Annotated in this window: 25 protein-coding genes; 18 read left to right on the top strand and 7 right to left on the bottom strand. The window is 62.3% G+C overall.

Going from position 1 to position 23421, the window contains the following annotated elements; genetic code table 11:
• Positions 1-5 precede the first annotated feature (5 nt).
• The 3 genes from purE (at position 6) to ykgO (ending at position 1863) form a co-directional block, all read left to right on the top strand.
• Positions 6-500 carry a 5-(carboxyamino)imidazole ribonucleotide mutase gene (gene purE, locus GGD57_RS16245; RefSeq protein ID WP_097615389.1) on the top strand — a complete coding sequence of 165 codons (495 nt, stop codon included), beginning with the start codon at positions 6-8 and terminating at the stop codon, positions 498-500.
• Positions 497-1573: a 5-(carboxyamino)imidazole ribonucleotide synthase gene (locus GGD57_RS16240; RefSeq protein WP_184471350.1), complete on the top strand. Its 1077-nt coding sequence runs from the start codon at positions 497-499 to the stop codon at positions 1571-1573. The genes purE and GGD57_RS16240 overlap by 4 nt, the downstream gene beginning before the upstream one ends.
• A gap of 164 nt (positions 1574-1737) precedes the next feature.
• Complete coding sequence (ykgO, locus tag GGD57_RS16235) at positions 1738-1863, top strand: type B 50S ribosomal protein L36 (protein ID WP_003582204.1); 126 nt, start codon at positions 1738-1740, stop codon at positions 1861-1863.
• Here the strand turns inward: ykgO and GGD57_RS16230 are convergent.
• Positions 1854-2033 (bottom strand): hypothetical protein, encoded by a 180-nt coding sequence (locus GGD57_RS16230; protein ID WP_184471485.1) that lies wholly within the window; start codon positions 2031-2033, stop codon positions 1854-1856. The two genes, ykgO and GGD57_RS16230, sit on opposite strands and share 10 nt — an antisense overlap.
• Between GGD57_RS16230 and GGD57_RS16225 the strand changes: the two genes are divergently transcribed.
• The 4 genes from GGD57_RS16225 to GGD57_RS16210 all read left to right on the top strand — a co-directional run bounded on the left by GGD57_RS16225 (position 1975) and on the right by GGD57_RS16210 (position 6657).
• Positions 1975-2583 (top strand): hypothetical protein, encoded by a 609-nt coding sequence (locus GGD57_RS16225; RefSeq protein WP_184471347.1) that lies wholly within the window; start codon positions 1975-1977, stop codon positions 2581-2583. The two genes, GGD57_RS16230 and GGD57_RS16225, sit on opposite strands and share 59 nt — an antisense overlap.
• Positions 2584-2656: 73 nt before the next feature.
• A complete protein-coding gene (locus GGD57_RS16220) occupies positions 2657-3709 on the top strand; it encodes an alpha/beta fold hydrolase (RefSeq protein ID WP_184471345.1) in 1053 nt (350 codons plus the stop codon).
• A 113-nt stretch (positions 3710-3822) separates the two neighbouring features.
• Positions 3823-5559: a gamma-glutamyltransferase gene (ggt, locus tag GGD57_RS16215; RefSeq protein WP_184471343.1), complete on the top strand. Its 1737-nt coding sequence runs from the start codon at positions 3823-3825 to the stop codon at positions 5557-5559.
• Positions 5560-5682: 123 nt separating this feature from the next.
• Positions 5683-6657, top strand: a complete 975-nt coding sequence (locus GGD57_RS16210) for a threonine ammonia-lyase (protein ID WP_184471341.1) — start codon at positions 5683-5685, stop codon at positions 6655-6657.
• A gap of 18 nt (positions 6658-6675) precedes the next feature.
• On the opposite strand, the gene GGD57_RS16205 is transcribed toward GGD57_RS16210, so the two are convergent.
• Positions 6676-7563, bottom strand: coding sequence for a LysR substrate-binding domain-containing protein (locus GGD57_RS16205; protein WP_184471339.1), 888 nt, complete (start codon positions 7561-7563; stop codon positions 6676-6678).
• 117 nt (positions 7564-7680) lie between these two features.
• On the opposite strand from GGD57_RS16205, the gene GGD57_RS16200 reads away from it, so the two are divergent.
• From GGD57_RS16200 to GGD57_RS16190, 3 genes are read left to right on the top strand one after another with little or no spacing between them, the layout of a single operon-like run.
• On the top strand, positions 7681-8100 hold the full coding sequence (locus GGD57_RS16200) for a tautomerase family protein (RefSeq protein ID WP_184471337.1): 420 nt from the start codon (positions 7681-7683) through the stop codon (positions 8098-8100).
• The gene (locus GGD57_RS16195; RefSeq protein WP_184471335.1) at positions 8097-8501 is read left to right on the top strand and encodes a cupin domain-containing protein; all 405 of its coding nucleotides are present in this window, start codon (positions 8097-8099) and stop codon (positions 8499-8501) included. The genes GGD57_RS16200 and GGD57_RS16195 overlap by 4 nt, the downstream gene beginning before the upstream one ends.
• The gene (locus tag GGD57_RS16190; RefSeq protein WP_184471333.1) at positions 8498-9055 is read left to right on the top strand and encodes a DUF4865 family protein; all 558 of its coding nucleotides are present in this window, start codon (positions 8498-8500) and stop codon (positions 9053-9055) included. The genes GGD57_RS16195 and GGD57_RS16190 overlap by 4 nt, the downstream gene beginning before the upstream one ends.
• A gap of 2 nt (positions 9056-9057) precedes the next feature.
• On the opposite strand, the gene GGD57_RS16185 is transcribed toward GGD57_RS16190, so the two are convergent.
• The 3 genes from GGD57_RS16185 to GGD57_RS16175 all read right to left on the bottom strand — a co-directional run bounded on the left by GGD57_RS16185 (position 9058) and on the right by GGD57_RS16175 (position 11742).
• Positions 9058-9693 (bottom strand): LysE family translocator, encoded by a 636-nt coding sequence (locus GGD57_RS16185; protein WP_184471331.1) that lies wholly within the window; start codon positions 9691-9693, stop codon positions 9058-9060.
• Positions 9694-9817: 124 nt separating this feature from the next.
• On the bottom strand, positions 9818-11257 hold the full coding sequence (gene pyk / locus GGD57_RS16180; RefSeq protein ID WP_085738334.1) for a pyruvate kinase: 1440 nt from the start codon (positions 11255-11257) through the stop codon (positions 9818-9820).
• Entirely contained in the window at positions 11257-11742 is a 486-nt protein-coding gene (locus GGD57_RS16175; RefSeq protein ID WP_089152718.1) for a DUF1036 domain-containing protein, read from the bottom strand. The genes pyk and GGD57_RS16175 overlap by 1 nt, the downstream gene beginning before the upstream one ends.
• Positions 11743-11942: 200 nt before the next feature.
• Here GGD57_RS16175 and GGD57_RS16170 point away from each other — a divergent pair, with 200 nt between their 5' ends.
• The 3 genes from GGD57_RS16170 to GGD57_RS16160 all read left to right on the top strand — a co-directional run bounded on the left by GGD57_RS16170 (position 11943) and on the right by GGD57_RS16160 (position 13435).
• The gene (locus GGD57_RS16170; RefSeq protein WP_184471480.1) at positions 11943-12731 is read left to right on the top strand and encodes an N-formylglutamate amidohydrolase; all 789 of its coding nucleotides are present in this window, start codon (positions 11943-11945) and stop codon (positions 12729-12731) included.
• 45 nt (positions 12732-12776) lie between these two features.
• Complete coding sequence (locus GGD57_RS16165; protein WP_184471329.1) at positions 12777-13082, top strand: DUF1244 domain-containing protein; 306 nt, start codon at positions 12777-12779, stop codon at positions 13080-13082.
• 89 nt (positions 13083-13171) lie between these two features.
• Positions 13172-13435, top strand: coding sequence for a DUF2312 domain-containing protein (locus GGD57_RS16160; RefSeq protein ID WP_003585771.1), 264 nt, complete (start codon positions 13172-13174; stop codon positions 13433-13435).
• A gap of 164 nt (positions 13436-13599) precedes the next feature.
• Here GGD57_RS16160 and GGD57_RS16155 read toward each other — a convergent pair whose 3' ends face one another.
• Both GGD57_RS16155 and GGD57_RS16150 read right to left on the bottom strand, forming a co-directional pair.
• Positions 13600-15444 (bottom strand): DUF882 domain-containing protein, encoded by a 1845-nt coding sequence (locus GGD57_RS16155; protein ID WP_184471327.1) that lies wholly within the window; start codon positions 15442-15444, stop codon positions 13600-13602.
• Between the two features lie 178 nt (positions 15445-15622).
• Positions 15623-17167, bottom strand: coding sequence for a sigma-54-dependent transcriptional regulator (locus tag GGD57_RS16150; RefSeq protein ID WP_184471325.1), 1545 nt, complete (start codon positions 17165-17167; stop codon positions 15623-15625).
• Between the two features lie 208 nt (positions 17168-17375).
• Here GGD57_RS16150 and GGD57_RS16145 point away from each other — a divergent pair, with 208 nt between their 5' ends.
• The 5 genes from GGD57_RS16145 (at position 17376) to GGD57_RS16125 (ending at position 23269) form a co-directional block, all read left to right on the top strand.
• Entirely contained in the window at positions 17376-19229 is a 1854-nt protein-coding gene (locus tag GGD57_RS16145; RefSeq protein ID WP_184471323.1) for a M3 family oligoendopeptidase, read from the top strand.
• A 346-nt stretch (positions 19230-19575) separates the two neighbouring features.
• The gene (locus GGD57_RS16140) at positions 19576-20730 is read left to right on the top strand and encodes an aminodeoxychorismate synthase component I (protein WP_184471321.1); all 1155 of its coding nucleotides are present in this window, start codon (positions 19576-19578) and stop codon (positions 20728-20730) included.
• Positions 20727-21356: an aminotransferase class IV family protein gene (locus tag GGD57_RS16135; RefSeq protein ID WP_184471319.1), complete on the top strand. Its 630-nt coding sequence runs from the start codon at positions 20727-20729 to the stop codon at positions 21354-21356. The genes GGD57_RS16140 and GGD57_RS16135 overlap by 4 nt, the downstream gene beginning before the upstream one ends.
• Before the next feature lie 2 nt (positions 21357-21358).
• Entirely contained in the window at positions 21359-21643 is a 285-nt protein-coding gene (locus GGD57_RS16130; protein ID WP_184471317.1) for a YciI family protein, read from the top strand.
• 174 nt (positions 21644-21817) lie between these two features.
• Complete coding sequence (locus GGD57_RS16125) at positions 21818-23269, top strand: homospermidine synthase (protein ID WP_085738342.1); 1452 nt, start codon at positions 21818-21820, stop codon at positions 23267-23269.
• Positions 23270-23421: the final 152 nt, after the last annotated feature.

Genomic DNA, 23421 nt, shown 5'->3' with positions numbered 1-23421 from the left:
CAACGATGACAGACAGACCGTCCGTCGCCATCATCATGGGCAGCCAGTCCGACTGGGAGACCATGAAGAACGCCGCCGACACGCTGGAGGCGCTGGAGATCCCGTATGATGCGCGCATCATTTCGGCGCACCGCACAGTCGACCGGCTGGTCAATTTTGCCAAGGGCGCACGGGCGGAAGGCTTCAAGGTCATCATCGCCGGTGCCGGCGGCGCAGCCCACCTGCCTGGCATGACCGCATCGATGACGCCGCTGCCGGTTTTCGGCGTACCGGTCCAGTCCAAAGCCCTCTCCGGCCAGGACAGCCTTCTTTCCATCGTTCAGATGCCGGCCGGCATTCCGGTGGGAACGCTCGCCATCGGCAAGGCCGGCGCGGTCAACGCCGCTCTTCTTGCCGCCGCCGTCCTTGCCCTCTCCGACGACGAAATCGCCGACCGGCTCGACGAGTGGCGCGAGCGCCAGAGCGCTGCCGTCGCCGAATACCCGATGGACGACCTATGACGGCAAGAACGATCGGCATCATCGGCGGCGGCCAGCTCGGCCGCATGCTGGCCATTGCCGCCGCCAGATTGAATTTTCGCACGATCATTCTCGAACCGCAGACGGACTGCCCAGCCGCCCAGCTCGCCAACCGGCAGATTGTTGCCGCCTATGACGATCCGGCGGCACTAGCCGAACTGGCGCATGCCTGCGATATCGTTACCTACGAATTCGAAAACGTGCCCGTCGCAGCCGCCGAAACGCTTTCGGCCAGCGTGCCGGTCTATCCGCCGCCGAAGGCGCTGGAAGCCGCCCAGGACCGCCTTGTCGAAAAACGCTTCCTCAATGGCTGCGGCATATCCACCGCCCGCTTCCACGCGGTCGACAGCCAGGCCGATCTGGAAATGGCGCTTCAGGATTTCGGCGGCCAGGGTGTATTGAAAACCCGCCGTCTCGGTTATGACGGCAAGGGCCAGAAGGTTTTCCGCTCAGCGGCCGACAGCGCCGATGGCGCCTATGCCGCGCTTGGCGCCGTGCCGCTGATCCTCGAAAGCTTCATCGGCTTCGAGCGCGAAGTCTCGATCATTGCCGCCCGCGCCACGGACGGCACGGTCGTCTGCTTCGACCCCGCCGAGAATGTCCACCGCAACGGCATCCTCCACACCTCGACGGTTCCCGCGGCAATCTCCGCGCAGACAGCCGAAGCCGCACGCCGATCGGCCGAAACGATCCTCGCCGCGTTGAACTATGTCGGCGTCATCGGCATAGAATTCTTCGTGCTTGCCGATGGCGGCCTGATCGCCAACGAGATGGCGCCGCGTGTGCACAACTCCGGCCATTGGACGGAGGCCGCCTGCGTCGTCAGCCAGTTCGAGCAGCATATCCGCGCCGTCGCCGGCCTGCCGCTCGGCAATGCCGACCGCCATTCCGACTGTGTCCTGCAGAACCTGATCGGTGACGATATCCTTGCCGTTCCCGACTGGCTTCAGCGCCCCGATACGCTGGTTCATCTGTACGGCAAGACCGAATGGCGCCCCGGCCGCAAGATGGGCCATGTCACCACCTTGGCGCCGAAATCCCCGGTTTCCGGGTGAGAAAACACCTCTGCGCCTTGGGAAAAACACCGTCATGTGGTTGACACGGTGGAGGTGACGGGGTATCTGCTCCCCCACCTAAAGAGCGCGCCTGACGGCGCGCTTTTGATTGTTAAAGATACGGGCGAATGTGAATTCCCCCATAGAGATCGCGGATCAGAAAAATGAAGATCAAGAATTCGCTCAAGTCGCTCAAGGCTCGTCACCGTGACAACCGTCTGGTTCGCCGCAAGGGCCGCATCTACATCATCAACAAGCTGAACCCGCGCTACAAGGCTCGTCAGGGCTGATTTCGCGCGTCCGGATTGCCTTGTTGCGCCACTTGCGTCGGCAGATATATCCGGGGGATCGCTGCGGTGATCACGTCAAATTTGTTTGATCTTCGGCGTTGGCGGGCTAATATGTCCGCCATGCGCTTTTTTGCTTTGACGTCAGCGGCGCTGCCGCTCATCTTTTTCATCCCCAGCTTTCCGGCCGTTGCCGTGGAAAAGGACGTTATCGTCGAGCAGGCGGATGTCAATTCTTCACCGAAGCAGCACCTCGACCAGCTCTTTGCCCAGCTGAAACGCGAGCGCGACCCCGACAAGGCCAGCAGCATCGCCAATGAGATTCGCACGGAATGGAACGATTCCGGCAGCGCCACCGTCAATCTGCTGATGCAGTGGGCCGACAAGGCGATCGAGGAAAAGCGCAATCCCGCCGCCCTCGATTTCCTTGACGAGGCGATCGCGCTGAAGCCCGATTATGCCGAGAGCTGGAACCGTCGCGCCACGCTGAATTTCGTCATGGGCAATTATCGCAAGTCGATGTCCGACATCGAACGTGTGCTCGATCTCGAGCCGCGCCATTTCGGCGCGCTCTCCGGCATGGCGGCGATCCTCAGCAATTCCGGCAACGACCAGTTGACCTTGAAAGCTTGGGAACGTTTCCTCGATGTCTATCCCGCCGAACGCACCGCGCAGGAACAGGTCAACACGCTGTCGGAAAAACTCGCCGGCAACCGCACCTGATTTCGGCTCGCGCGATCTTTGACCCTCGGCCGCGCCGCGCAACTTTAGAACCGTCGCAACACGTCCCAAGATCATGTTTGCCGAAGTTTCCGCTCTTCTCGCCCCGCTCGCCGCCGCCATCGGTTACTCCTCCTACAAGGCGCGGCAATTCGAACGAACCTATCCGAATATCGGCGAACTGACGGATGTCGGCGGCTACCGCATGAATGCCGTCCATATCGAGCGTCCCGAAAATGCGGATCTGCCGGCGCTCGTCTTTATTCACGGCGCCAGCGGCAACCTGCTCGATCAGGTCGTCGCCTTTCGTGCCGCACTCGAAGGCCGAGCGGAAATGCTCTTCGTCGATCGTCCCGGTCACGGTTATTCCGAGCGCGGCGGGCCGGAAAACGCAATTCCTTCTGGCCAGGCCGATGCGATCGCCAGGCTGATGGAAAAGCGCGGCATCGAGAAGGCGATCATCGTCGGCCATTCCTTCGGCGGCGCGATCACCGCCGCCTTCGGCCTGCGCCATCCCGAAAAGGCTGCCGGCCTCCTCTTTCTCGCACCCGCCACCCATCCCTGGCCGGGCGGCATCGACTGGTACTATCATGTGGCCACAGCACCGATCGTCGGCTGGCTCTTCAACCACGCGATCGTCGTACCGCTCGGGCTGAGCCGGCTCGAACGCGGCACGCAGAATGTTTTCCGCCCCAATCCGCGCCCTGTCGATTATATCGAGAAAACAGGTCCGTCGCTGGTGCTGCGGCCGGGCGCCTTCCACAACAACGCCGCCGATTTCAAAAGGCTGCTCGCCTATGTGAAGGCACACTCGCCGCTCTATTCTCAGATCACCGCCCCGACCGTCATCATCACAGGCGACAGCGACGAGGTCGTCTGGGAGCACCTGCATTCGCGCGGCCTTGCCCGTGATATATCCGGTTCCGAACTGATCACCGTACGAGGCGTCGGCCATAAGCCGGACTATCTCGCAACCGATGTCGCCATCGCAGCCATGGAAAAGATATCCGGCAAGCCGCGCGACCTGCAGGCGGCGGCCCGCAGGGCCGAGGAGAGGCTCGCCGCTTCGCGCGAACAGACGCCCGCAACCCTATCCTCGCCGGCGCCGGAGGCTCTGCACGGCGCCTGACATCCCCGGCCGTATCACCGGCAGCAAATCTCCTCGCTAAAGCCAATCCCCTGCATTGTCTCGGGCCGCGGCGGCCCCATATGTCTCCATCATTGTCCATAGGAGGGGAAATCATGGGCCGCCTGCATATCGGGACGATCTCCGTCATATCGGCACTGTCGCTGGGCCTGACTTCGGCTTTCGCCGCCTCGCCAGCCCCTGTCGAAGCCGAGCACGGCATGGTCGTCACGGCCCAGCATCTGGCGACCGATGTCGGCGTCGAGGTGCTGAAGGGCGGCGGCAATGCCGTCGATGCGGCGGTCGCCGTCGGTTATGCGCTGGCGGTCGTCTATCCCTCGGCCGGCAATCTCGGCGGCGGCGGGTTCATGACCATCCGCCTGAAAGACGGCACCAAGACCTTTCTCGATTTTCGCGAACGCGCGCCGCTGGCCGCCACCAAGACCATGTATCTCGATGCCAATGGCGATATCGTGCCGCGCGCCAGCCTCGACGGCTATCTCGCCGTCGGCGTGCCCGGCTCGGTCATGGGCTTCGAAACCGCGCGCGAGAAATACGGCACGAAATCGCGCCAGGATCTGATCGCACCGGCACTCCGCTTCGCCAGTGAAGGATTCACGCTCGAACAGGGCGACGCCGCAAGCCTCGCCGGCAGCGCCAAGCGTCTCGCCAAAGATGAAACGGCGGCGAAGATCTTCCTGAAACCCGACGGCACTCCATATGCATCGGGCGAAAAGCTTGAGCAGCCCGACCTTGCCGCGGTCCTGGCAGGCATTTCCGAAAAAGGGCCGGACGCCTTCTACAAGGCCGCGCCCGCCGAGGCGATCGTCAAGGCGAGCCAGGCCAGGGGCGGCATTCTCGCCAAGGAGGATTTCGAGCAATATGCCGTGCGCGAACTGAAGCCGGTCGAGTGCAACTACCGCGGCTACGACATTATCTCCTCGCCGCCGCCTTCCTCCGGCGGCGTCATCATCTGCGAGATCCTCAACGTTCTCGAAGGTTATCCGCTTTCCTACCTGGGCTATGGTTCAGCCGACACCGTGCATGTCATGGTCGAGGCCATGCGCTATGCTTATGTCGACCGCAATGCTGCGCTCGGCGACCCCGATTTCGTCGACAATCCGGTGGCAAAGCTCATCGACAAGACCTATGCCAAAGAGATCGCAGCCAAGATAGATCCCTACAAGGCCGGCACGTCGGCTAACTTGAAACCGCTCGGCGGCAAGGAAAGCACCGAGACGACGCATTATTCGATCATCGACGACGAGGGCAATGCGGTTGCCGTCACCTATACGCTGAACGGCTCCTTCGGCGCCGCCGTCGTGGCGCCAGGCACCGGCGTGCTGCTCAACAACGAGATGGATGATTTCACTTCCAAGCCCGGCGTGCCCAACCTTTACGGCCTCGTCCAGGGTGAGGCGAATGCCATCGCGCCGAAGAAGACACCGCTCTCCTCGATGAGCCCGACGATCGTCACCCGCGACGGCAAACCCTTCATGGTCATCGGCAGCCCCGGCGGCTCGCGCATCATCACCATCACGCTGGAGGCGATCCTCAATGTCGTCGACTTCGGCATGGATATCAGCCAGGCGGTCAACGCCCCGCGTATCCACCATCAATGGCAGCCCGATAAAATCTATCTCGAACCCTATGCGCTTTCGCCCGATACGGAAAAGATCCTCGCCGCCATGGGCTATAGTTTCGATGGCGGCAATGACGGGCCGGTCTGGGGCCAGGCCGCCGGCATCCTCGTCGGCGGCAAAAGCCTTTCTGCCATCGAAAAGGGCGGCGGCGCCCGGTACAACGGCGCCATGGACAGCCGCGCCGCGGAAGGCTCGGCGAACGGCTATTGACGGTTGGCTGCTTGCGCGCGGCATCCGCAATCTCCATTCATGTCACGGTGACAAAGTCGCCGTTCACAATTGTTTTGTCGCGCCCTATGCATGGACGAACCCCGCAAGCAGGACGATTCCCGAATGGCCAGCATTGAAATGATTGTCGCCGCCCGCGCCCGTCTGCGCGGTCATGCGAGGCGCACGCCGCTTCTTTCGTCTCCCTTCCTCAACGAGATCGCCGGCCGGCGACTTTTCGTCAAAGCCGAGTGCCTGCAGCATTCCGGCTCCTTCAAGTTTCGCGGCGGCTGGTCGGCCGTCTCCGGCCTCGATCCGGAGGTGCGCTCGAAAGGCGTCATCGCCTTCTCCTCCGGCAACCACGCCCAGGGTGTTGCGCTTGCGGCCAAGCTGCATAATGTCCCCTCCGTCATCATCATGCCGGGCGATGCGCCGAAGCTGAAGATCGCCAACACCCGCGCCTTCGGCGCCGAAGTGGTGCTCTACGACCGTGTCAACGAGGACCGCGACGCGATCGGCGCGAGACTTTCGGCCGAGCGTGGCCTGACTCTGATCAAGCCCTTCGATGAACCGCTTGTCATTGCCGGTCAGGGCACGACCGGTCTCGAAATCTCCGAGCAAGCCGAAGAGGAAGGCGTGACATCGGCCGAAGTCCTCGTTCCCTGCGGCGGCGGCGGATTGACCTCCGGCATTGCGCTCGCCCTCGAAGCCAGCGCCCCCGGCTTTCGCGTCCGTCCCTGCGAACCGAAGGATTTCGACGACACCACCCGCTCGCTCGCCTCCGGCAAGATCGAACGCAACGTCTCGGTATCGGGCTCGATCTGCGATGCGATCGTCACGCCGCAGCCGGGCAACATCACCTTCCCGATCCTCAAGCGCCTTGCCGGCCCCGGCATCGTCGTCACCGATGAGGAGGCGCTGCGCGCCATGGCGCTTGCTTTCGTCAGGTTGAAGATCGTCGTCGAGCCCGGTGGTGCGGTGGCGCTTGCCGCCGCCCTCTTCCACGGCGAGGCGCTGGAAAGCGACACGGTCGTCGCCATCACCTCGGGCGGCAACGTCGACGCCGATATTTTCGCCATGGCGCTCGACCGCTACGGCTGAGATATACGCTGCTGTCAGTCAGTCGGGCAAAGCGCCATGCACCGACTGCAGCACCAGCTCGCCAAGCCGCGCCGCAGCCGGCTGCAGTTCGGCTTCCGCCCGATGCAGGACCAGACCGAGCTTCGGCAAATCGGGCAGGCCGAGCGCCTCGGGCGCCAGCGGCCGGAGTTTCGCCGGCAGGCCGATCGGCGTGCGAATGGTCAGACCGAGACCTGCCGCGGTCGCCGCCCAGAGCCCGCCGAGGCTGGGGCTGACGAAGGCCAGCCGCCACGAGATTCCCGCCTCATCGAGCGCTTTGGTCGCCGCACTGCGCAGCAGGCACGGCGCCTCCAGCGAGGCGAGCGGCATCGGCTCGCCGCTTGTGGCTCGCCAGGCCGGCGGCCCCTCTGCGGGTCCGATCCAGCACATCGGCACGTCACCGATCCGCTCGCAATGCGCCGTCAGCATTCCGTCGCTCCAGGCGAGCGCCAGATCGAGCTTGCCCGAGGTGACGCGATCGAGGAGTTCGGCGTTGCGCACCACCCGCGCCTCGATCCGGACCTTCGGATGGGCGCGCGCGAAGCGGCCTAGCACCTCCGGCAGCAGGGTCTCGCCGAAATCCTCCTGCAGGCCGAGCCTCACCCAGCCTTCCAGCTCGACACCGTGGACGGCGGCCGCCGCCTCGTCGTTGAGTTCCAGCAGCCGCCTGGCATAGGCAAGCATCGTCTCGCCGGCATCGGTCAGCGCCAGCCCGCGCCCCGCTTTGCGGAAGATCGGCGTGTTCGCCTGCTCCTCCAGCTTCTTCAGCTGGGCGCTGACTGCCGAGGTCGAACGCCCGAGCTTCTCTGCAGCCTTGGCGAAATTGCCGAGCTCCATGCCGGTCGAAAAGGTGCGAAGCACATCGAGATCGAAGATCGTCCGTCGCATCATACAATCCTATTTTTCAGGATCATTAATCCATAAAATTCTGATTTTCAGCATAATCGTGCCGTGCGATGGTTCAACTGTCAAGGCCGGCGAACGGCCTGAACCATGGAGACCCCGATGCCCTTCGTTCGAATTTCCCTTCGCAGAGGCAAGTCGCAGGACTATCTCGGCGCACTCGCCGACAACATCCAGCGCGCCTTGGTCGAGACCTTTGACGTGCCTGCGGACGACCGTTTTCAGGCCATCCATCAGCACGATGAAAACGAGCTGATCTTCGACCGCAGCTATCTCGCCGGCCCGCGCTCCGACGATTTCGTCTACATCTCGATCACCATAGGTCGGCCGCGAACGGCGGAGATGAAGGCCGCGCTCTATCGGCGGCTCGTCGATCTCCTGGCGCAGTCGCCGGGTCTGCGGCCTGAGGACGTGATGATCGTCATCAGCATCAGCGCCCCGGAAGACTGGTCCTTCGGCAACGGCATCGCCCAGATGGCCGATCCCGACTGGCGGCTGCGGGCGGCCGGAGGCTTGTTATGAGCGCGTCGAACCCGAAGGTCATGACCGTCAGGCGCCCCGGCGCGGCGGTCCGCTCGCCAGACGGCGTCGCAACGGCACCCTTCTGGGTCGAGATGCTGCTCGAAGGCGGCGCCGACGGCGAGAACACGGCCATGCGCGCCACGCTCGATCCCGGCACCATCACCCGCTGGCATACGCATCCGAAGGGCCAGCTGCTCTATGTGCTTTCGGGTCATGGATTGGCGCAGAACGAAGCCGGCTCGATCGAAGAATTGCGTGCCGGCGACGCCGTCTGGTTTGCGCCCGGCGAGCGCCACTGGCATGGCGCCGCCGATGACAGCCCCTTCAGCTATATCAGCATCCAGGCGGCAGAAAACGGCAGCATCGTCGAATGGCTGCATCAGGTGGAGACACGCTCATGATCGCCATGCAATACAGCTTCACCCTGCCCGCCGATTACGACATGTCTATCATCGACCGCCGCATCCGCGACAAGGGTCCGCTGCTCGACGGCTTTCCCAATCTCGGTTTCAAAGCCTATCTCAGCGCCCGCAAGGAAGAGTTCGGCAGCCGCGACAACCTCTATGCGCCCTTCTATCTCTGGCGGAAGCCGGAAGGAGCGAGCGACTTCCTCTGCAGCCCGACATTCCAGACGCTCGCCGGCGCCTTCGGCTGGCCGCAGGTGAGAACCTGGATCATCTGGCAGGCAGAAGTCTCGGCCGATATCGCCGCGGCCAGATTTGCCACACGCGATATCCTGCACATGCAGCCCTACGCGCCGCTTGCCGACATCCGCCGTGCCGACAGCGCGCAGACGGAAACCGAGATTGCGACGGGCGAGGCGCTCGCCTCCGTCTGCGGTTTCGAGCCGACGACATGGACGCGGGTGCGCTTCAGCCTATGGCGAGAGCTTCCCGAAATCGGCGCCGAGACGCAGGCCTATCGCGTCGGTCACCTGTCCTTGGCTCGGCCTTGAATTCAAACCGTTGCCCGGCGATAGAAGGCGAGCGACCCGGCAAGCGCGAGCAGCGCCCCGCCGCAAGCGCGCTCCAGCCATAGCGCGCCTGAGGTCTTCAGAAAACGCACTGCCTGCGAGCCGAAGAAGGCGTAGCCGAACATGATGAGGAAATCGAGCGCGGCAAAAACCAGTGCGAGCAGCGCATATTGCGTTGCCTGCGGCAGGGTCGGGTCGATGAATTGCGGCAGGAAGGCTGAGAAGAACAGATAGCCCTTCGGGTTGGTCGCAGCGACCATGAAACTCTTCAGACCGATCGAGAAGGGCGATGTCGCGCCCGCAGGCGCCCCGGACTTCAGCGCTGCATCGATCGTACCCTTGGAGCGCAGCAACATGATACCGAGAAAGGCGAGATAGGCGGCACCGGCCCATTTCAGCATCGAAAACCAGAATTCCGATGCCGCAAGCAGTGCCCCGAGCCCGATTGCCACGGCGCCGATCAGCACGAAATCGGAAAGCACCGCGCCGATCATGCCGGCAATCGCCCGGCGCAGGCCATGGCGCGAACCGTTGGTCAGCGCCAGCAGCACCGTCGGCCCCGGCGTGGCAATGCCGACGAAGGAAACAGCTGCAAAAGCGACAAGCGTGACGATATCCATGACAATCTCTCCCAATCCATGGATCGAAACTTGCACGCACAGCAGCCCTTGGCAATGCGGTTCCGTCAACGAAAAAGCCCGCCGCCTCTCCGAGGCAGCGGGCTTTTAAAGGGATGCGATCGGATCAGATGCCGCTCTGGCCGTCGGAGCCGATATAGGCGATGCGGATCATGTTGGTGGCGCCGGGCGTGCCGAGCGGCACGCCGGCCGAGATGATGATGCGGTCGCCAGGCTTGCCGAAGCCTTCGTCGGCGACGATTCGGCAGGCGCGGTTGACCATATCGTCGAGATCGGTCGCGTCATGGGTAACGACGCAATGCAGGCCCCAGACGATTGCCAGGCGGCGCGCCGTCTTGATGATCGGCGACAGCGCCAGGATCGGCACCTGCGGGCGCTCGCGCGAGGCGCGCAGGCCTGTCGTGCCCGACGAGGTGTAGCAGACGATCGCCGACAGCTTCAGCGTTTCGGCGATTTGACGGGCGGCAAGCGAGATCGCATCGGCACCCGTTGCTTCCGGCTGGGCGCGCTGGGCATAGATGATGCCGGGATAATGCGGCTCGCGCTCGATGGCGGTGGCAATCGAGGCCATGGTCGAGACGGCTTCGACCGGATAGTCGCCCGAGGCCGATTCGGCCGAGAGCATGACGGCATCGGCGCCTTCGAAGACGGCGGTCGCGACGTCCGAGACTTCGGCGCGCGTCGGCACCGGCGCCGAAATCATCGATTCCAGCATCTGCGTGGCGACGACCACCGGCTTGCCCGAACGGCGGCAGGCGCGGATCAGCTGCTTCTGGATGCCGGGAACCGATTCAAGCGGCATTTCGACACCGAGATCGCCGCGGGCGACCATCAATGCATCGGAAAGCTCGATGATTTCCTCGATGCGCTCGAGCGCCTGCGGCTTTTCGATTTTCGACATCAGGCCGACACGGCCACGGGCGATCTTGCGCACTTCGGCAAGGTCGTCGGGACGCTGGACGAAGGACAATGCTACCCAGTCGACATCGTCGGTGGCGAGCACGGCGTCGAGATCGGCGCGGTCCTTGTCCGTCAGTGCGCCGACGCCGAGCAGCGTGTCGGGAAGGCTGACGCCCTTGCGGTCGGAGATGCGCGTGCCGGAAATAACTGTCGTGACGATGCTCTTGCCGTCGCATTTTTCTGCGCGCAGGGCGAGTTTGCCGTCGTCGATCAACAGGCGGTGGCCGGGCTGCACCGACTCCAGGATCTCCGGATGCGGCAGATAGACGCGGTTCTGGTCGCCGAGCGCTTCGTTGTTGTCGAGCGTGAAAGTCTGGCCCGGCTTCAGATCGACCTTGCTGTCGACGAACTTGCCGACGCGCAGTTTCGGTCCCTGCAGGTCGGCGAGGATGCCGATCGGCCGGCCGGAGCGCGCTTCGACCGAGCGGATGCGCTGGATGAGCGTACGCATTACGTCGTGGCTCGCATGGCTCATATTGATGCGGAAGACATCGGCACCTGCCTGGTGCAGCTTCTCGATCATCGATTCCTCGGCGGAGGCGGGCCCGAGGGTGGCGAGGATTTTAATTTTGCGATTACGCTTCATCAATTCTGGCTTTCTTGCGTCCCTGGGGTGTCGGAGAGCTGAACCATCCAGCTACCCTGGCGGCCCGTGTCATATTCCTTGAATCCCATCTTCTGGTAACCGCGGGCGTAACAATCCTGTACCCCCGTGATCTTGAACTCGTTTTCCGCCACGCACATCTGCACGTCACCCGTCCATCGTCCTCCCCGGGCGGCGTCCTCTGCGTAGAGATAATAATAGCGCGACTGCAACTCTCCCTCGATCAACGTGGCGCAGGTCGTTGCCGGCACCTGCCACCAGCCCTCCGTCATCCAGCCATCCTTGGCCCGATAGCCGATCGCGACGCCGACAAGGTTTTGCGTTCCGTTGCAGACGCGAAAATCGGCGCGTGCGGCATCCGCGATGAAAAACGGCATGATGGCTGCAAGAGCGAACAAAGCGAGACGGACCAGCGGTCCGGACCGCGTGAGGAAACTTGGCGCGGCTTGGATCAACACGGCTCCCAAATAGCTCCACGGTTATTCGTATCGCTGTCTTCTTGCGCCGCCGTCAAGCGAAAGTCAACGCAATGCTAATCGATTATATTTCCTTTCACAAACCACCCGTCGAGGGCGCGGCTCTACCTCTATCCGCCTGCGGCGCTTGAACCTGCCGCAGACGCATGCGATCACTGCGCCGACTGCGCAATGACGAACGGCAATTCCTGATGGACGACTTCCAATCTTTCGAAATTCTATCCGGCAAACATGACAAAGGCATGGTGATCCTCGCAGATCACGCGATGAACCGCCTTCCCGCCCGATATGGCCGGCTCGGTCTGCCAGAGGCGGCCTTCGCCCGCCACATCGCCTATGACATCGGCATCGAGGGGCTGACGCGGCAGCTTTCGGCGAGACTCGGTGTGCCCGCCGTGCTCGGCGGCTTTTCGCGCCTGCTGATCGACCCGAACCGCGGCGAAGACGATCCGACGCTGATCATGAAAATATCGGACGGCGCCGTCATACCAGGCAATCATCCAATCACTCCGCAGGAGTGGAACGACCGCATCGAAATCTTCCACCGCCCCTATCACGAAGCGGTCGCCGCAACGATCGACAAGGTGGCGAACGCTACCGGCCGGGCGCCGCTGGTGCTGTCGCTGCACTCCTTCACCCCGGCCTGGAAAGGCATTCCCCGCCCCTGGCACGCCGCCGTGCTTTGGGATAGCGACCGTCGCGCCGTCGGCCCGCTGCTCGACGGCTTGCGCGCCGATCCCGATCTTGTCGTCGGCGACAACGAACCCTATGACGGCGCGCTGAAGGGCGATACCATGTACCGCCACTGCATGATGACAGGCATTCCGCATGCGCTGCTCGAGGTGCGGCAGGACCTGATCGCAGACGAGCCCGGCATATCGGCATGGGCCGAACGCCTGGCGCCGATCTTTGCGGCGATGAATGCCGATCCCGCCTTGCACGGATACGACGTCCACCTGTCACGCACCGGCCCCTATTGATTTGCAAGGTCCTAGAAAGGCCCCATTGAAAGAAAGGAAAGCGAGATGACCGAGATCAGCAAGGAGCAGCAGACCGAATTCGAGGCCGCCGCCTTCCGCCGCCTCATCGCCCATCTTCGCGAACGCAGCGATGTTCAGAACATCGACCTGATGAACCTGGCCGGCTTCTGCCGCAACTGCCTGTCGAACTGGTACCGCGAAGCGGCCGAGGCCGAAGGTGTCGCCGTTACCAGGGACGAATCGCGCGAAATGGTCTATGGCATGCCTTATGAAGACTGGAAGAATCTTCATCAGAACGAGGCCTCGCCTGTGCAAAAGGCAGCTTTTGAACTGAACAACCCACACAAATAGCCTGGTTGACCGACAACAGGCTTGACCGTGACGCCGCTTCGCGGCAGTCACGTGCATTCAAAATTGACCATCCCAATCAGGAGAACACGATGTCTGATGCTCATGGCGTCGCCCGCGACCAGCTTCGCGCTTTCATCGAGCGCATTGAACGGCTGGAAGAAGAAAAGAAGACCATCGCCGACGACATCAAGGACGTCTATGGCGAAGCCAAGGGAATGGGCTTCGACACCAAGATCCTGAAGAAGGTCGTGGCGTTGCGCAAGAAGGACGAGCAGGAGCGCATGGAAGAGGAAGCCATCCTCGACACCTACCTGCACGCACTCGGCATGATCGAATCGCCGCCGGAAGGCTGATCGGCCTGACATACCGATGTCGACCAAGCCGCTGGAGCGATCCGGCGGCTTTTCTTTTGCATGGAACGTGCCTGGCCAGACGGCCACGTCGCCCGGTTCGAAGCGGCCAAAAGAAAAACCGCCGGATCACTCCGGCGGTTTTCGCTATTTTATGATCGGCCGGCTCAGTTCGTGTTGAACTTGCGTACTTCCATGAAATTGACGGCCGTACCGCTGAAGCGGGCGGGGTCGACCGAAGCTGTCTTGACGTTGAAGCCCTCGGCATAGACCGCGGTCGGCTGGGCGCGCATCGTCTGGCTGACGAAACGCGGCGCCTTGACCTGCTTGGAGGCCATTTCGAGACGGGCATTGGTGAGCGCCCACTGCGAGATCATCTTTTGCGTCAGCTTCGGCTCGGTACGGACCGTCGTGCGGCTGGCATCGGCTGCGGCGGCCTCCTTCTGCGTCGGGCGGCCTCCCTTGGCAGGCAGGCCCTGAGCTACGGCACTTTCGGCCGCCGGTTCGTCGAAGCCGTCGCCAAAGCTTGCCGATTTGGTCGGCGCCAGAGCTGCGAGCTCAAGCGGCGGTTTTGCGGCAGGCGTCTTTTGCGGCATCGCGGCGTTGATCGCCTGCTCTACCGTCATCTCAGGCGCGTGCGAGGCGACCTGGTTTTCGACACCCTTGTTCTGCTGGTCGAGCGCTTCGGCAACCGCGGGAGACAGCGCGTCCTGATCGGCTTCGTCGGCCTCGGCTTCCGGATCGGCATCGGCCGCGGCAAGAAGGTTCTCGGCAACGGCGGGGCGTTCGATCGGCGTCGGAACCGGCATCCCCGCGCCCGTCAGCATGCTGGGATCGGCTGAGGCAAGTTCGGCGTCGCCGGGTGCGCGGCGCTGGCCGAGAAGCGAGGGAACCGGAATACTGTAGCCGCTGAGATCGGCAAATTGCTGCGGCTGGGCCTGATCGGCCGGAAGCGCTGCGGCAAGAGCCTGTTGCGCGGCATTACCCGAAGACGGCGCTACCAGTGCGCTCGCCATTTCGCTGCCGGCCGGCTGGTTGCTGAAAGCCGGGCGAACCTGCGGCACCGGTGCGTTCACATCGGCAACTTCGGTCTGCTGCTGCGGTTCGGCAGGCGCGGGCTCGGCCTTCGGCGGCGTTGCCTTGGCAACGGCGACAGGCGTCGAATCGTCGCTCTCGTCTTCCTGCTCGTCCGCCCCGCCGCCGAAGAGTGCTTCGAACAGCGTCTTATGCTTCGGCGCCGATTCGGACGCGCTGGCGATCTCGATCTGCGTGCCGCTGACACGGCGCTTGTAATCGGCCATCGCCTGCTGATAGCCCGGCAGCGGCTTGCCGTCGGCCGGAATATGAATGGTGTTGCCGTTCGGGAAAAGCCGGACGAGCTCGTCGCGGCTCATGCGCGGCCAGGCGCGAACGCCGCCGACATCCATGTGCACGAAGGGCGAACCCGATTTCGGGTAGAAGCCGACGCCGCCGACCTGCATCTTCATGCCGATGCCGCGCAGCGTCGCCAGCTTGACGTCGGGGATGAAGAAATCCATCGCCTTGCCGAGCATGTGCTGGCTCTTTTCGGCGACGCCTGAGTTACGCGAGCGGCCGCGCAGCATCTCGTTGGTTCCGGGCGAACGGAAACCGCAGACGACGTTGATGTAATCCTTTGAGCCGCTCTGACGATAAACTTCCCAGATCAGGTCGAACAGGCGCGGATCCATCTTCGTCGGCTGGTTCTTGCGCCAGTCGCGGAGGAAGCGGTTCAGCTGCTCCAGACCCTTGGGGTCGAACTTGCCGTTGCGCTTGTAGGTGATGACGGCTTTTTCGCCGGTATGGATGAAATAGAGCTTGAGGCTGCGGGTGTCGCCCGCTGCCTGGGAAGGTGTACTGACGAATACCGGCGAGGAAACCGCGAGCGCAAGAAGGGCGGCCGCCGCCGTCCTAACTGCCTTTCCGCAGATGTCGGCGCACAAAGAACGCCAGCTCAAGCGCGAAGGCTTGGAATTCCCATTCAGATTCGGCAACTCGATCCCCGTCAGACAGACAATGTCCCGTACTGTCCCAGATGACTGTCAAATGCGGTCACACGATGGCAAAAATGCCACACATGATCAACCTTTTCTTTACATAGTGAACGAGCCACTAACAAGTGGTTTATGATCAGTAACAAATCGTGGTTGCCTTAGTCTTAATAAAATGCGCTTAAGCCGCATCTTTCTGGGGATTGTCTGGGTCTATACCGTAGTCCTTGAGCTTGCGATAAAGTGTGGATCGGCCGATGCCAAGTTTGCGCGCCACTTGACTCATCTGTCCGCGATAGAATTTGAGCGCGAATCGGATGAGTTCCTCCTCGACATCGGCAAGCTTGCGCACGTCGCCGGCCGGATTGACGCTGGCAATCGCATTTTCTGAGGCTTCCGACAGGCGGTGGTGCACCTCTCCGGAGATCGATGCCCTGAAATCCTCACCATAATTGTCGTCGGGATCGAGTCCGGTATTGTCGGCAACGAGCGCCAGGTGATCCACGACTTCGTATTCCGGAAGCTGCGCGGCGATCTGCGGGAAATCTCCCTCGGTCAGCTCCGCTCCTTCGGCCAGAACGACCGCGCGGAAGATCGCGTTTTCGAGCTGGCGGATATTGCCCGGCCAGTCATAGGCGGTCAGCAAGGCCAGCGCACCTGCATTCACCGTCATGCGCCGGCCGTTCTTCTGCTCGCTGGAGAAGCGGTCGGCAAAGACGCGCACCAGATGCGGAATGTCTTCCTTGCGCTTGCGAAGTGCGGGAATGGTGATCGGGAAGACGTTGAGGCGATAATAGAGATCCTCGCGGAAATGGCCGTTTTTGACCTCCTCGATCAGATCCTTGTTGGTCGCCGAAATCAGCCGGACATTGACCTTGTGTGCGGTGCGCGCACCGACGGTCTCGATCTCGCCCTGCTGCACGGCGCGCAACAGCTTCACCTGCACCTCGAGCGGCAGGTCGCCGATCTCGTCGAGGAAGATGGTGCCGCCGTCGGCTTCCATGAATTTGCCGATATGGCGCTCGGTCGCGCCGGTGAACGCACCCTTCTCGTGACCGAAGAGGATGCTTTCGACGAGATTATGCGGGATCGCCCCGCAATTGACTGTGACGAACGGCTTGTTCGAGCGGTCGCCGCCGGACTGGATGGCGCGCGCCACCAGTTCCTTGCCGACGCCGGATTCGCCTTCGAGCACGACGGGAATGTTGGACTGCGCCGCCCGCTGGGCGAGATCGATGACGCGGATCATCGCCGGGCTCGCCGAGACGATGTCATCGAAACCGACCGCGCCTGAGCGCGACCGGCGTCCGGCCCGCGCCTTTACCTCGCGCTGGTCGAGCTTCATCGCGTTCGAGATCGAGGTGGCGATGCGTTCGGGCGAGACCGGCTTGACGACGAAATCGAAGGCGCCGGCGCGCATTGCCTGCACCACGGTCTCGATGCCGCCCTGTCCCGTCTGCACGATGACCGGGATCTGCGTGCCGAATTCGTGAAGCGCCTCGAGGAATTCGAGGCCGGTCATCTCCGGCATCATCAGGTCGAGCACGATGACGTTGAAAAGGCCGCTGTCGCGCTTGACCATTTCAAGGCCGATCCGGCCGTTTTCCGCCTGGTGCACGACATGGCCGTGACGCTCGATTGCGTTCTTGAGCAGACGGCGCTGCACCGGGTCGTCCTCGACCACGAGGATTTGCCCTGCTCCCTTGAGCTCATTGTAACCGGTCATTGTCGCTCCACTTCATGCGAAACCCTGGAGCGCACTCTGGCAGAAAGGCTTGAACATCCAGTTTTGAGAAATAATTGCATTTTAACGATTGCAACGGGTCGTTTTCGTGCCGAAGCGACGCCTTTCATGCGCTGAAAGACCCTTGATACGAGACCTTCTCACGCCTATTCAAACAGACCTGTTATTAAAGTGGAGAGGAATTGCGCCCATGAAAATCAAGCTCCCGCACGCCGGCCTTCATTTGTCGCCAGCAGCGCCGGCTGGCGCCGCCGATCCGGCGCTCGGCGATCTGCCGGTCTGGAAGCTGCAGGACCTTTATCCCTCCGCCACCTCGACCGCCTTCGTCGCCGATATCGAAAAGGCCGGCAAATCAGCGATCGCCTTCGAAGAAAAATGGAAAGGCAAACTCGCCGACGCGGCAACGAAGACCGGCGCCGATGGCATCGGCGCCGCACTGAAGGAATATGAGGCGCTGGATGATATCATCGGCCGCCTCGGCTCCTTCGCCGGCCTGACCTATTTCTCCGACACCACCAATCCGGCGAACGGCAAGCTCTACGGCGACGTACAGGCCAAGATCACCGAATTTTCCGGTCACCTGCTGTTCTTCGCGCTCGAACTGAACCGCATCGACGACGCGGTGATCGATGCCTGCATGGACAATGATCCCGCTGCGGGACATTACCGCCCCTGGCTCATCGACCTCAGGAAAGACAAGCCCTACCAGCTCGACGACCGGCTGGAACAACTCTTCCTCGAAAAGTCGATGACATCGGCCGCCGCCTTCAACCGCCTCTTCGATGAAACCATGGCGGAACTTCGCTACGAGATCGACGGCGAGAAAGTGCCGCTCGAAGTGGCGCTGAACCGGCTGCAGGAAAAGGATCCGGAAGTCCGCCGCAAAGCGGCCATGGCGCTTGCCGAAACCTTCAAGGCCAATATCCGCACCTTCACGCTGATCACCAACACGCTTGCCAAGGACAAGGAGATCGCCGACCGCTGGCGCGGCTTCGAAGACATCGCCGACTCCCGGCACCTGGCAAACCGCGTCGAGCGCGAGGTCGTCGATGCGCTCGCAGCAGCCGTCCGTGAAGCCTACCCCCGCCTTTCACATCGCTATTATAAAATGAAGGCGAAGTGGCTCGGCATGGAGCAGATGAATTTCTGGGACCGTAACGCGCCTCTTCCGGAAACCTCCAGCGCCATCATCCCCTGGCCCGAGGCGAAGGATACGGTGCTTTCGGCCTACGGCAATTTCGCCCCCGAGATGGCTGATATTGCCAGGCGCTTCTTCGACGAGCAGTGGATCGACGCCCCGGTGCGCCCCGGCAAGGCGCCCGGCGCCTTCGCCCATCCGACGGTTCCCTCCGCCCACCCCTACGTGCTCGTCAACTACATGGGCAAGCCGCGCGACGTGATGACGCTCGCCCATGAGCTCGGCCATGGCGTGCATCAGGTTCTCGCCGGCGCGCAAGGGGCGCTGATGTGCCAGACGCCGCTGACACTTGCCGAAACCGCTTCCGTCTTCGGCGAGATGCTGACCTTCCGCGCCCTTCTGGAAAAGACCAGCGACAAGCGCGAGCGCAAGGCGATGCTCGCCCAGAAGGTCGAGGACATGATCAACACGGTCGTGCGCCAAATCGCCTTCTACGAATTCGAGCGCAAGCTGCACACCGCCCGCAAGGCAGGCGAACTCACCGCCGACGACATCGGCGAACTCTGGCTCTCCGTCCAGTCGGAAAGTTTGGGGCCGGCGATCAACATTTCCGAGGGCTATGAGACTTATTGGGCCTATATCCCCCACTTCATCCACTCGCCCTTCTATGTCTACGCCTATGCCTTCGGCGATTGCCTGGTGAATTCGCTCTATGCCGTCTACCAGAAGGCCGAGAAAGGCTTCCAGGAGAAGTATTTCGAGCTCTTGAAGGCCGGCGGCACCAAGCATCACTCGGATCTCCTGAAGCCTTTCGGCCTCGACGCCACCAATCCGTCGTTCTGGAGCCAGGGCCTGTCGATGATCGAAGGGCTAATCGATGAGTTGGAAGCTTTGGATAGGGCGTAAGGCTCAGCTAAGGCCAGAAAGAGCGAATCGCATGGTGGGCTGTTGATCCGCCAGCGGCATTCTGCAACGTCCACGAGGAACCATGACCGCAGCTCCCTCTCCCTCATTCCTGTGCTCGTCACAAGAATCCAGCGCGCCCAAGTCCTTGGGCGCGGGAGACTTTTTAGGTGCCGGAAATGAGTCATTCACGGCGCAGACGCGCCCTGGCTCGATTCCTGTGACGAGCACAGGAATGAGGAAAGTGGATGTAGCCCCAGAGTCGGCCTACCGCAGCAAAACCACAGGCTTCGAGTCGTCCGGCATCGCAGAGAACAAAACCGTCGCAAGTGTCGGATAACAGCGAACAATGTCTGCCCCCTATATCCTCTTTCGCGACGACACGACCGACGAGGTGATGCTTTTCGCCGAGCCGGCTGAGATCATCGTCGCCCGGACGCGCTCCGAATTCTTCGCCGGCCTTATCCGAATGGAAGAGGCCAAGGCGCGGGGCAAATGGCTTGCCGGCTACATCGCCTACGAGGCCGGATATTTCTTCGAGGAAAAACTCGCTGCCTTTGCCGGTGAAGACCGCGAAACCCCGCTCCTCTGTTTCGGCGTCTTCGACGCTCCGCAGCCGGACACGCACCCGCTCGCCCGACCGAAACAGCGCCTTGAAAACGAGGAATTCCTCACTGCCCCGAAAGCGGCCTGGGATTTCCCTCTATATAAAGAGCGCTTCGACCGCCTTCACGACCATCTGCGGCTCGGCGACGCCTATCAGGCCAACCTCACCATGCCGGTCGAGGCCCGCTGGAACGGCGATCCCCGAGCCGCCTTCTGGTCGCTGATCGAACGCCAGCCGGTTAAATACGGCGCGCTCGTCGATCTCGGCGGCCCGGTCATCCTGTCGCGATCGCCCGAACTCTTCTTCCGCACCGATGAAGACGGCTGGATCGAGACCCATCCGATGAAAGGCACGGCAAAACGCGGCGCCACCGCCACTGAGGATGCCGAAATCATCGAGGCCATGCGCAGCGATATCAAAACGCAGGCCGAAAACCGCATGATCGTCGATCTCCTGCGCAACGATATTTCCCGCATCACCGAGGTCGGCACGCTCGACGTCCCGAAACTCTTCGACATCGAAACCTATCCGACCGTCCACCAGATGGTGAGCCATGTACAGGCAAGGTTGCGCCCCGGCCTTTCGATCCGCGACATCTTTTCCGCCCTCTTTCCCTGCGGCTCGATCACCGGTGCGCCGAAGATCCGGGCGATGGAAATCCTCCATGCACTCGAGGATGTCCCGCGCGATGCCTATTGCGGCGCGATCGGCATGATTTCGCCCACCGGCGCCATGCGGTTTTCCGTTGCCATCCGTACCATCACGCTTTTCGAAGGCGGCAGGGCCGTCTTCAACGTCGGCGGCGGCATCGTCTTCGATTCCACCGCCGAGGCCGAATATGAGGAGTGCCTGCTCAAGGCCCGCTTCGCCGTCGGCGACCAATGGATCGCACGATGATCGATTTTTCGCTGATCGAGACGCTGCGCTGGCAGCCCGGCGAAGGCTTTATTCGCCTGCGGCTGCATGTCGCCCGGCTTTCCCGCTCCGCCCGCCGTCTTGGTTTCCCGCAACCGGTCGACGCTGTGGCAAAACTCGAAGAAGCCGTTGCAGGTGCTGCCGGCCCGCTGCGTGTCCGCCTGACCTTCGACGCGCAAGGCCGCATCGCGGTGACGAGCGCTGCCTTCGTGCCCCTGGCGCCGGATTCCACCTGGACCGTACGCCTCGCCGAGACGCGGCTGAATTCCGCCGACAGGCTGTTGCGCGTCAAAACCACGCGTCGCGCCGTCTACGAGGCCGCGCGCGCCGAATATGCGACTGCCGAGGCCGATGAAGTCATCCTGTTGAACGAGCGCGGCGATGTCTGCGAGGGCACCATCACCTCCATCTTCTTGGATGACGGGACCGGCATGCTGCGCACCCCGCCGATCTCCTGCGGCTTGCTTGCCGGCGTGCTGCGAACCGAACTCATCTGCACGCGCAAAGCCCGTGTCGGCCGCCTGACACTTGCCGATCTCGATGCCGGCACAGTTTATATCGGCAATTCGCTGCGCGGCCTGATCCGCGCCAACCTCGCCAGGAACTGACCATGTTCATTCTCTCCCTCACCTATCTCAAATCCAATGACGAAGCCGACCGGCACATGGAGCCGCACATGGCCTGGGTAAGGGAGGGCTATGCCAAGGGCTGGTTCCTCGCCTCCGGCCGCAAGGTGCCGCGCACCGGCGGCGCGATCCTAGCGATCGGCGACCGCGCCGCAATCGAGGCCCATGTCGCCGCCGATCCCTTCACCATCCACGGCGTCGCCCAGTACGACATCACCGAACTGGCGGTGACGACGACGATCGAAGGGCTGGAAATCCTGAAACGCTGATTTTTACGGGAGCCGATCGGACATACCGTCCGCTCGATATTTACCCTTTCCCGGTCAACGCTCTTTATTGTGACGCGGTTTTATGGTTAGAGCCGGTCACTTCGCAATTTCTGCGGCAATCTCACAAGAATTCTTCGGGCTGAGCGCCTTCGTCCCCTTCCACAGGAGAAAAGAATGACGGAACAGAACTATCCGGTATATGCCGAAATCACCGGTCCGATCGTGATGATCGGCTTTGGCTCCATCGGTCGCGGCACCCTGCCCCTGATCGAGCGCCATTTCAAATTCGACAAGAGCCGGATGGTCGTCATCGACCCGCGCGAAGAGCCCTCCGACATGGAGATCCTGAAGAAGCACGGCGTTCGCCACATCAAGGAATATGTCACCAAGGACAATTACAAGGAGCTGCTGAAGCCGCTGTTGACGGAAGGCGAAGGCCAGGGCTTCTGCGTCAACCTCTCGGTCGACACCTCCTCGCTCGACCTCATCAAGCTCTGCCGCAAGCATGACGTGCTCTATGTCGATACCGTCGTCGAACCCTGGCTCGGCTTCTATTTCGACAAGGGCATGAGCAATGCCGACCGCACCAACTACGCGCTGCGCGAAACGGTGCGCAAGGAAAAGGCAAAGAACCCGGGCGGCGCTACTGCCGTTTCCACCTGCGGCGCCAATCCGGGCATGGTCTCCTGGTTCGTCAAGCAGGCGCTGGTCAACCTCGCCAACGACACCGGCCTGAAGTTCGAGGAACCGGACCAGCACGATCGCGAAGGCTGGGCCAAGCTGATGAAGAAGCTCGGCGTCAAGGGCGTCCACATTGCCGAACGCGACACCCAGCGCACCAAGCATCCGAAGCCGCTCAACGTCTTCTGGAATACCTGGTCCGTCGAAGGCTTCATCTCCGAAGGCATGCAGCCGGCCGAACTCGGCTGGGGCACGCATGAAGAGTGGATGCCGAAGAACGCCAAGAAGCACAAGAAGGGCAACAAGGCGGCGATCTACCTGGAGCAGCCGGGCGCCAACACCCGCGTACGCACCTGGTGCCCGACGCCCGGCCCGCAATACGGCTTCCTCGTCACCCACAACGAGTCGATCTCGATCGCCGACTACTTCACGGTTCGCGACAAGGACGGCGAAGTGACCTTCCGCCCGACTTGCCACTATGCCTATCATCCGGCCAACGACGCCGTGCTGTCGCTGCACGAGATGTTCGGCAATGGCGGCACGGCCCAGCCCGTCCATCACGTTCTCGACGAGGACGAATTGGAGGACGGCATCGACGAACTCGGCGTCCTGCTCTACGGCCACGAAAAGAACGCCTACTGGTATGGCTCGCGCCTGTCGCTCGAAGAAACCCGCCGCATCGCGCCCTATCAGAACGCCACCGGCCTGCAGGTGACCTCCGCCGTTCTCGCCGGCATGGTCTGGGCGCTTGAGAACCCGAAGGCCGGCATCGTCGAGGCCGACGAAATCGACTACAAGCGCTGCCTCGAAGTGCAGATGCCCTATCTCGGCCCGGTTGAAGGTCACTATACCGACTGGACCCCGCTCGACGGCCGTCCGGGCCTCTTCCCCGAGGATATCGACACTCGGGATCCCTGGCAGTTCAAGAACATTCTCGTTCGCTGAGACTGTCAGTGCAACTTTGAGATGCCCGCCGCAAGGCGGGCATTTTTGTAACGCCGGCTGTATAAATGCCGCCCGCCGCCTTCCAAGTCTTGCCATCCCGGTAGGCGCACGCCATGTTTTGCCGGAAACGCAGCGGGTCCGCCGCGCCGATT

Origin of the sequence: Rhizobium esperanzae, from assembly GCF_014197615.1 — a bacterium.
GTDB lineage: Bacteria > Pseudomonadota > Alphaproteobacteria > Rhizobiales > Rhizobiaceae > Rhizobium > Rhizobium esperanzae_A.
The sequence above is the reverse complement of the archived record's forward strand: the minus strand, read 5'-3'. Positions and strand labels throughout refer to the sequence as shown.

Coding starts and splice junctions, on each gene's coding strand:
- purE (WP_097615389.1), top strand. CDS start 6: ATGACAGACAGACCGTCCGTCGCCATCATCATGGGCAGCCAGTCCGAC.
- GGD57_RS16240 (WP_184471350.1), top strand. CDS start 497: ATGACGGCAAGAACGATCGGCATCATCGGCGGCGGCCAGCTCGGCCGC.
- ykgO (WP_003582204.1), top strand. CDS start 1,738: ATGAAGATCAAGAATTCGCTCAAGTCGCTCAAGGCTCGTCACCGTGAC.
- GGD57_RS16225 (WP_184471347.1), top strand. CDS start 1,975: ATGTCCGCCATGCGCTTTTTTGCTTTGACGTCAGCGGCGCTGCCGCTC.
- GGD57_RS16230 (WP_184471485.1), bottom strand. CDS start 2,033: ATGAAAAAGATGAGCGGCAGCGCCGCTGACGTCAAAGCAAAAAAGCGC.
- GGD57_RS16220 (WP_184471345.1), top strand. CDS start 2,657: ATGTTTGCCGAAGTTTCCGCTCTTCTCGCCCCGCTCGCCGCCGCCATC.
- ggt (WP_184471343.1), top strand. CDS start 3,823: ATGGGCCGCCTGCATATCGGGACGATCTCCGTCATATCGGCACTGTCG.
- GGD57_RS16210 (WP_184471341.1), top strand. CDS start 5,683: ATGGCCAGCATTGAAATGATTGTCGCCGCCCGCGCCCGTCTGCGCGGT.
- GGD57_RS16205 (WP_184471339.1), bottom strand. CDS start 7,563: ATGCGACGGACGATCTTCGATCTCGATGTGCTTCGCACCTTTTCGACC.
- GGD57_RS16200 (WP_184471337.1), top strand. CDS start 7,681: ATGCCCTTCGTTCGAATTTCCCTTCGCAGAGGCAAGTCGCAGGACTAT.
- GGD57_RS16195 (WP_184471335.1), top strand. CDS start 8,097: ATGAGCGCGTCGAACCCGAAGGTCATGACCGTCAGGCGCCCCGGCGCG.
- GGD57_RS16190 (WP_184471333.1), top strand. CDS start 8,498: ATGATCGCCATGCAATACAGCTTCACCCTGCCCGCCGATTACGACATG.
- GGD57_RS16185 (WP_184471331.1), bottom strand. CDS start 9,693: ATGGATATCGTCACGCTTGTCGCTTTTGCAGCTGTTTCCTTCGTCGGC.
- pyk (WP_085738334.1), bottom strand. CDS start 11,257: ATGAAGCGTAATCGCAAAATTAAAATCCTCGCCACCCTCGGGCCCGCC.
- GGD57_RS16170 (WP_184471480.1), top strand. CDS start 11,943: ATGGACGACTTCCAATCTTTCGAAATTCTATCCGGCAAACATGACAAA.
- GGD57_RS16165 (WP_184471329.1), top strand. CDS start 12,777: ATGACCGAGATCAGCAAGGAGCAGCAGACCGAATTCGAGGCCGCCGCC.
- GGD57_RS16160 (WP_003585771.1), top strand. CDS start 13,172: ATGTCTGATGCTCATGGCGTCGCCCGCGACCAGCTTCGCGCTTTCATC.
- GGD57_RS16150 (WP_184471325.1), bottom strand. CDS start 17,167: ATGACCGGTTACAATGAGCTCAAGGGAGCAGGGCAAATCCTCGTGGTC.
- GGD57_RS16145 (WP_184471323.1), top strand. CDS start 17,376: ATGAAAATCAAGCTCCCGCACGCCGGCCTTCATTTGTCGCCAGCAGCG.
- GGD57_RS16140 (WP_184471321.1), top strand. CDS start 19,576: ATGTCTGCCCCCTATATCCTCTTTCGCGACGACACGACCGACGAGGTG.
- GGD57_RS16135 (WP_184471319.1), top strand. CDS start 20,727: ATGATCGATTTTTCGCTGATCGAGACGCTGCGCTGGCAGCCCGGCGAA.
- GGD57_RS16130 (WP_184471317.1), top strand. CDS start 21,359: ATGTTCATTCTCTCCCTCACCTATCTCAAATCCAATGACGAAGCCGAC.
- GGD57_RS16125 (WP_085738342.1), top strand. CDS start 21,818: ATGACGGAACAGAACTATCCGGTATATGCCGAAATCACCGGTCCGATC.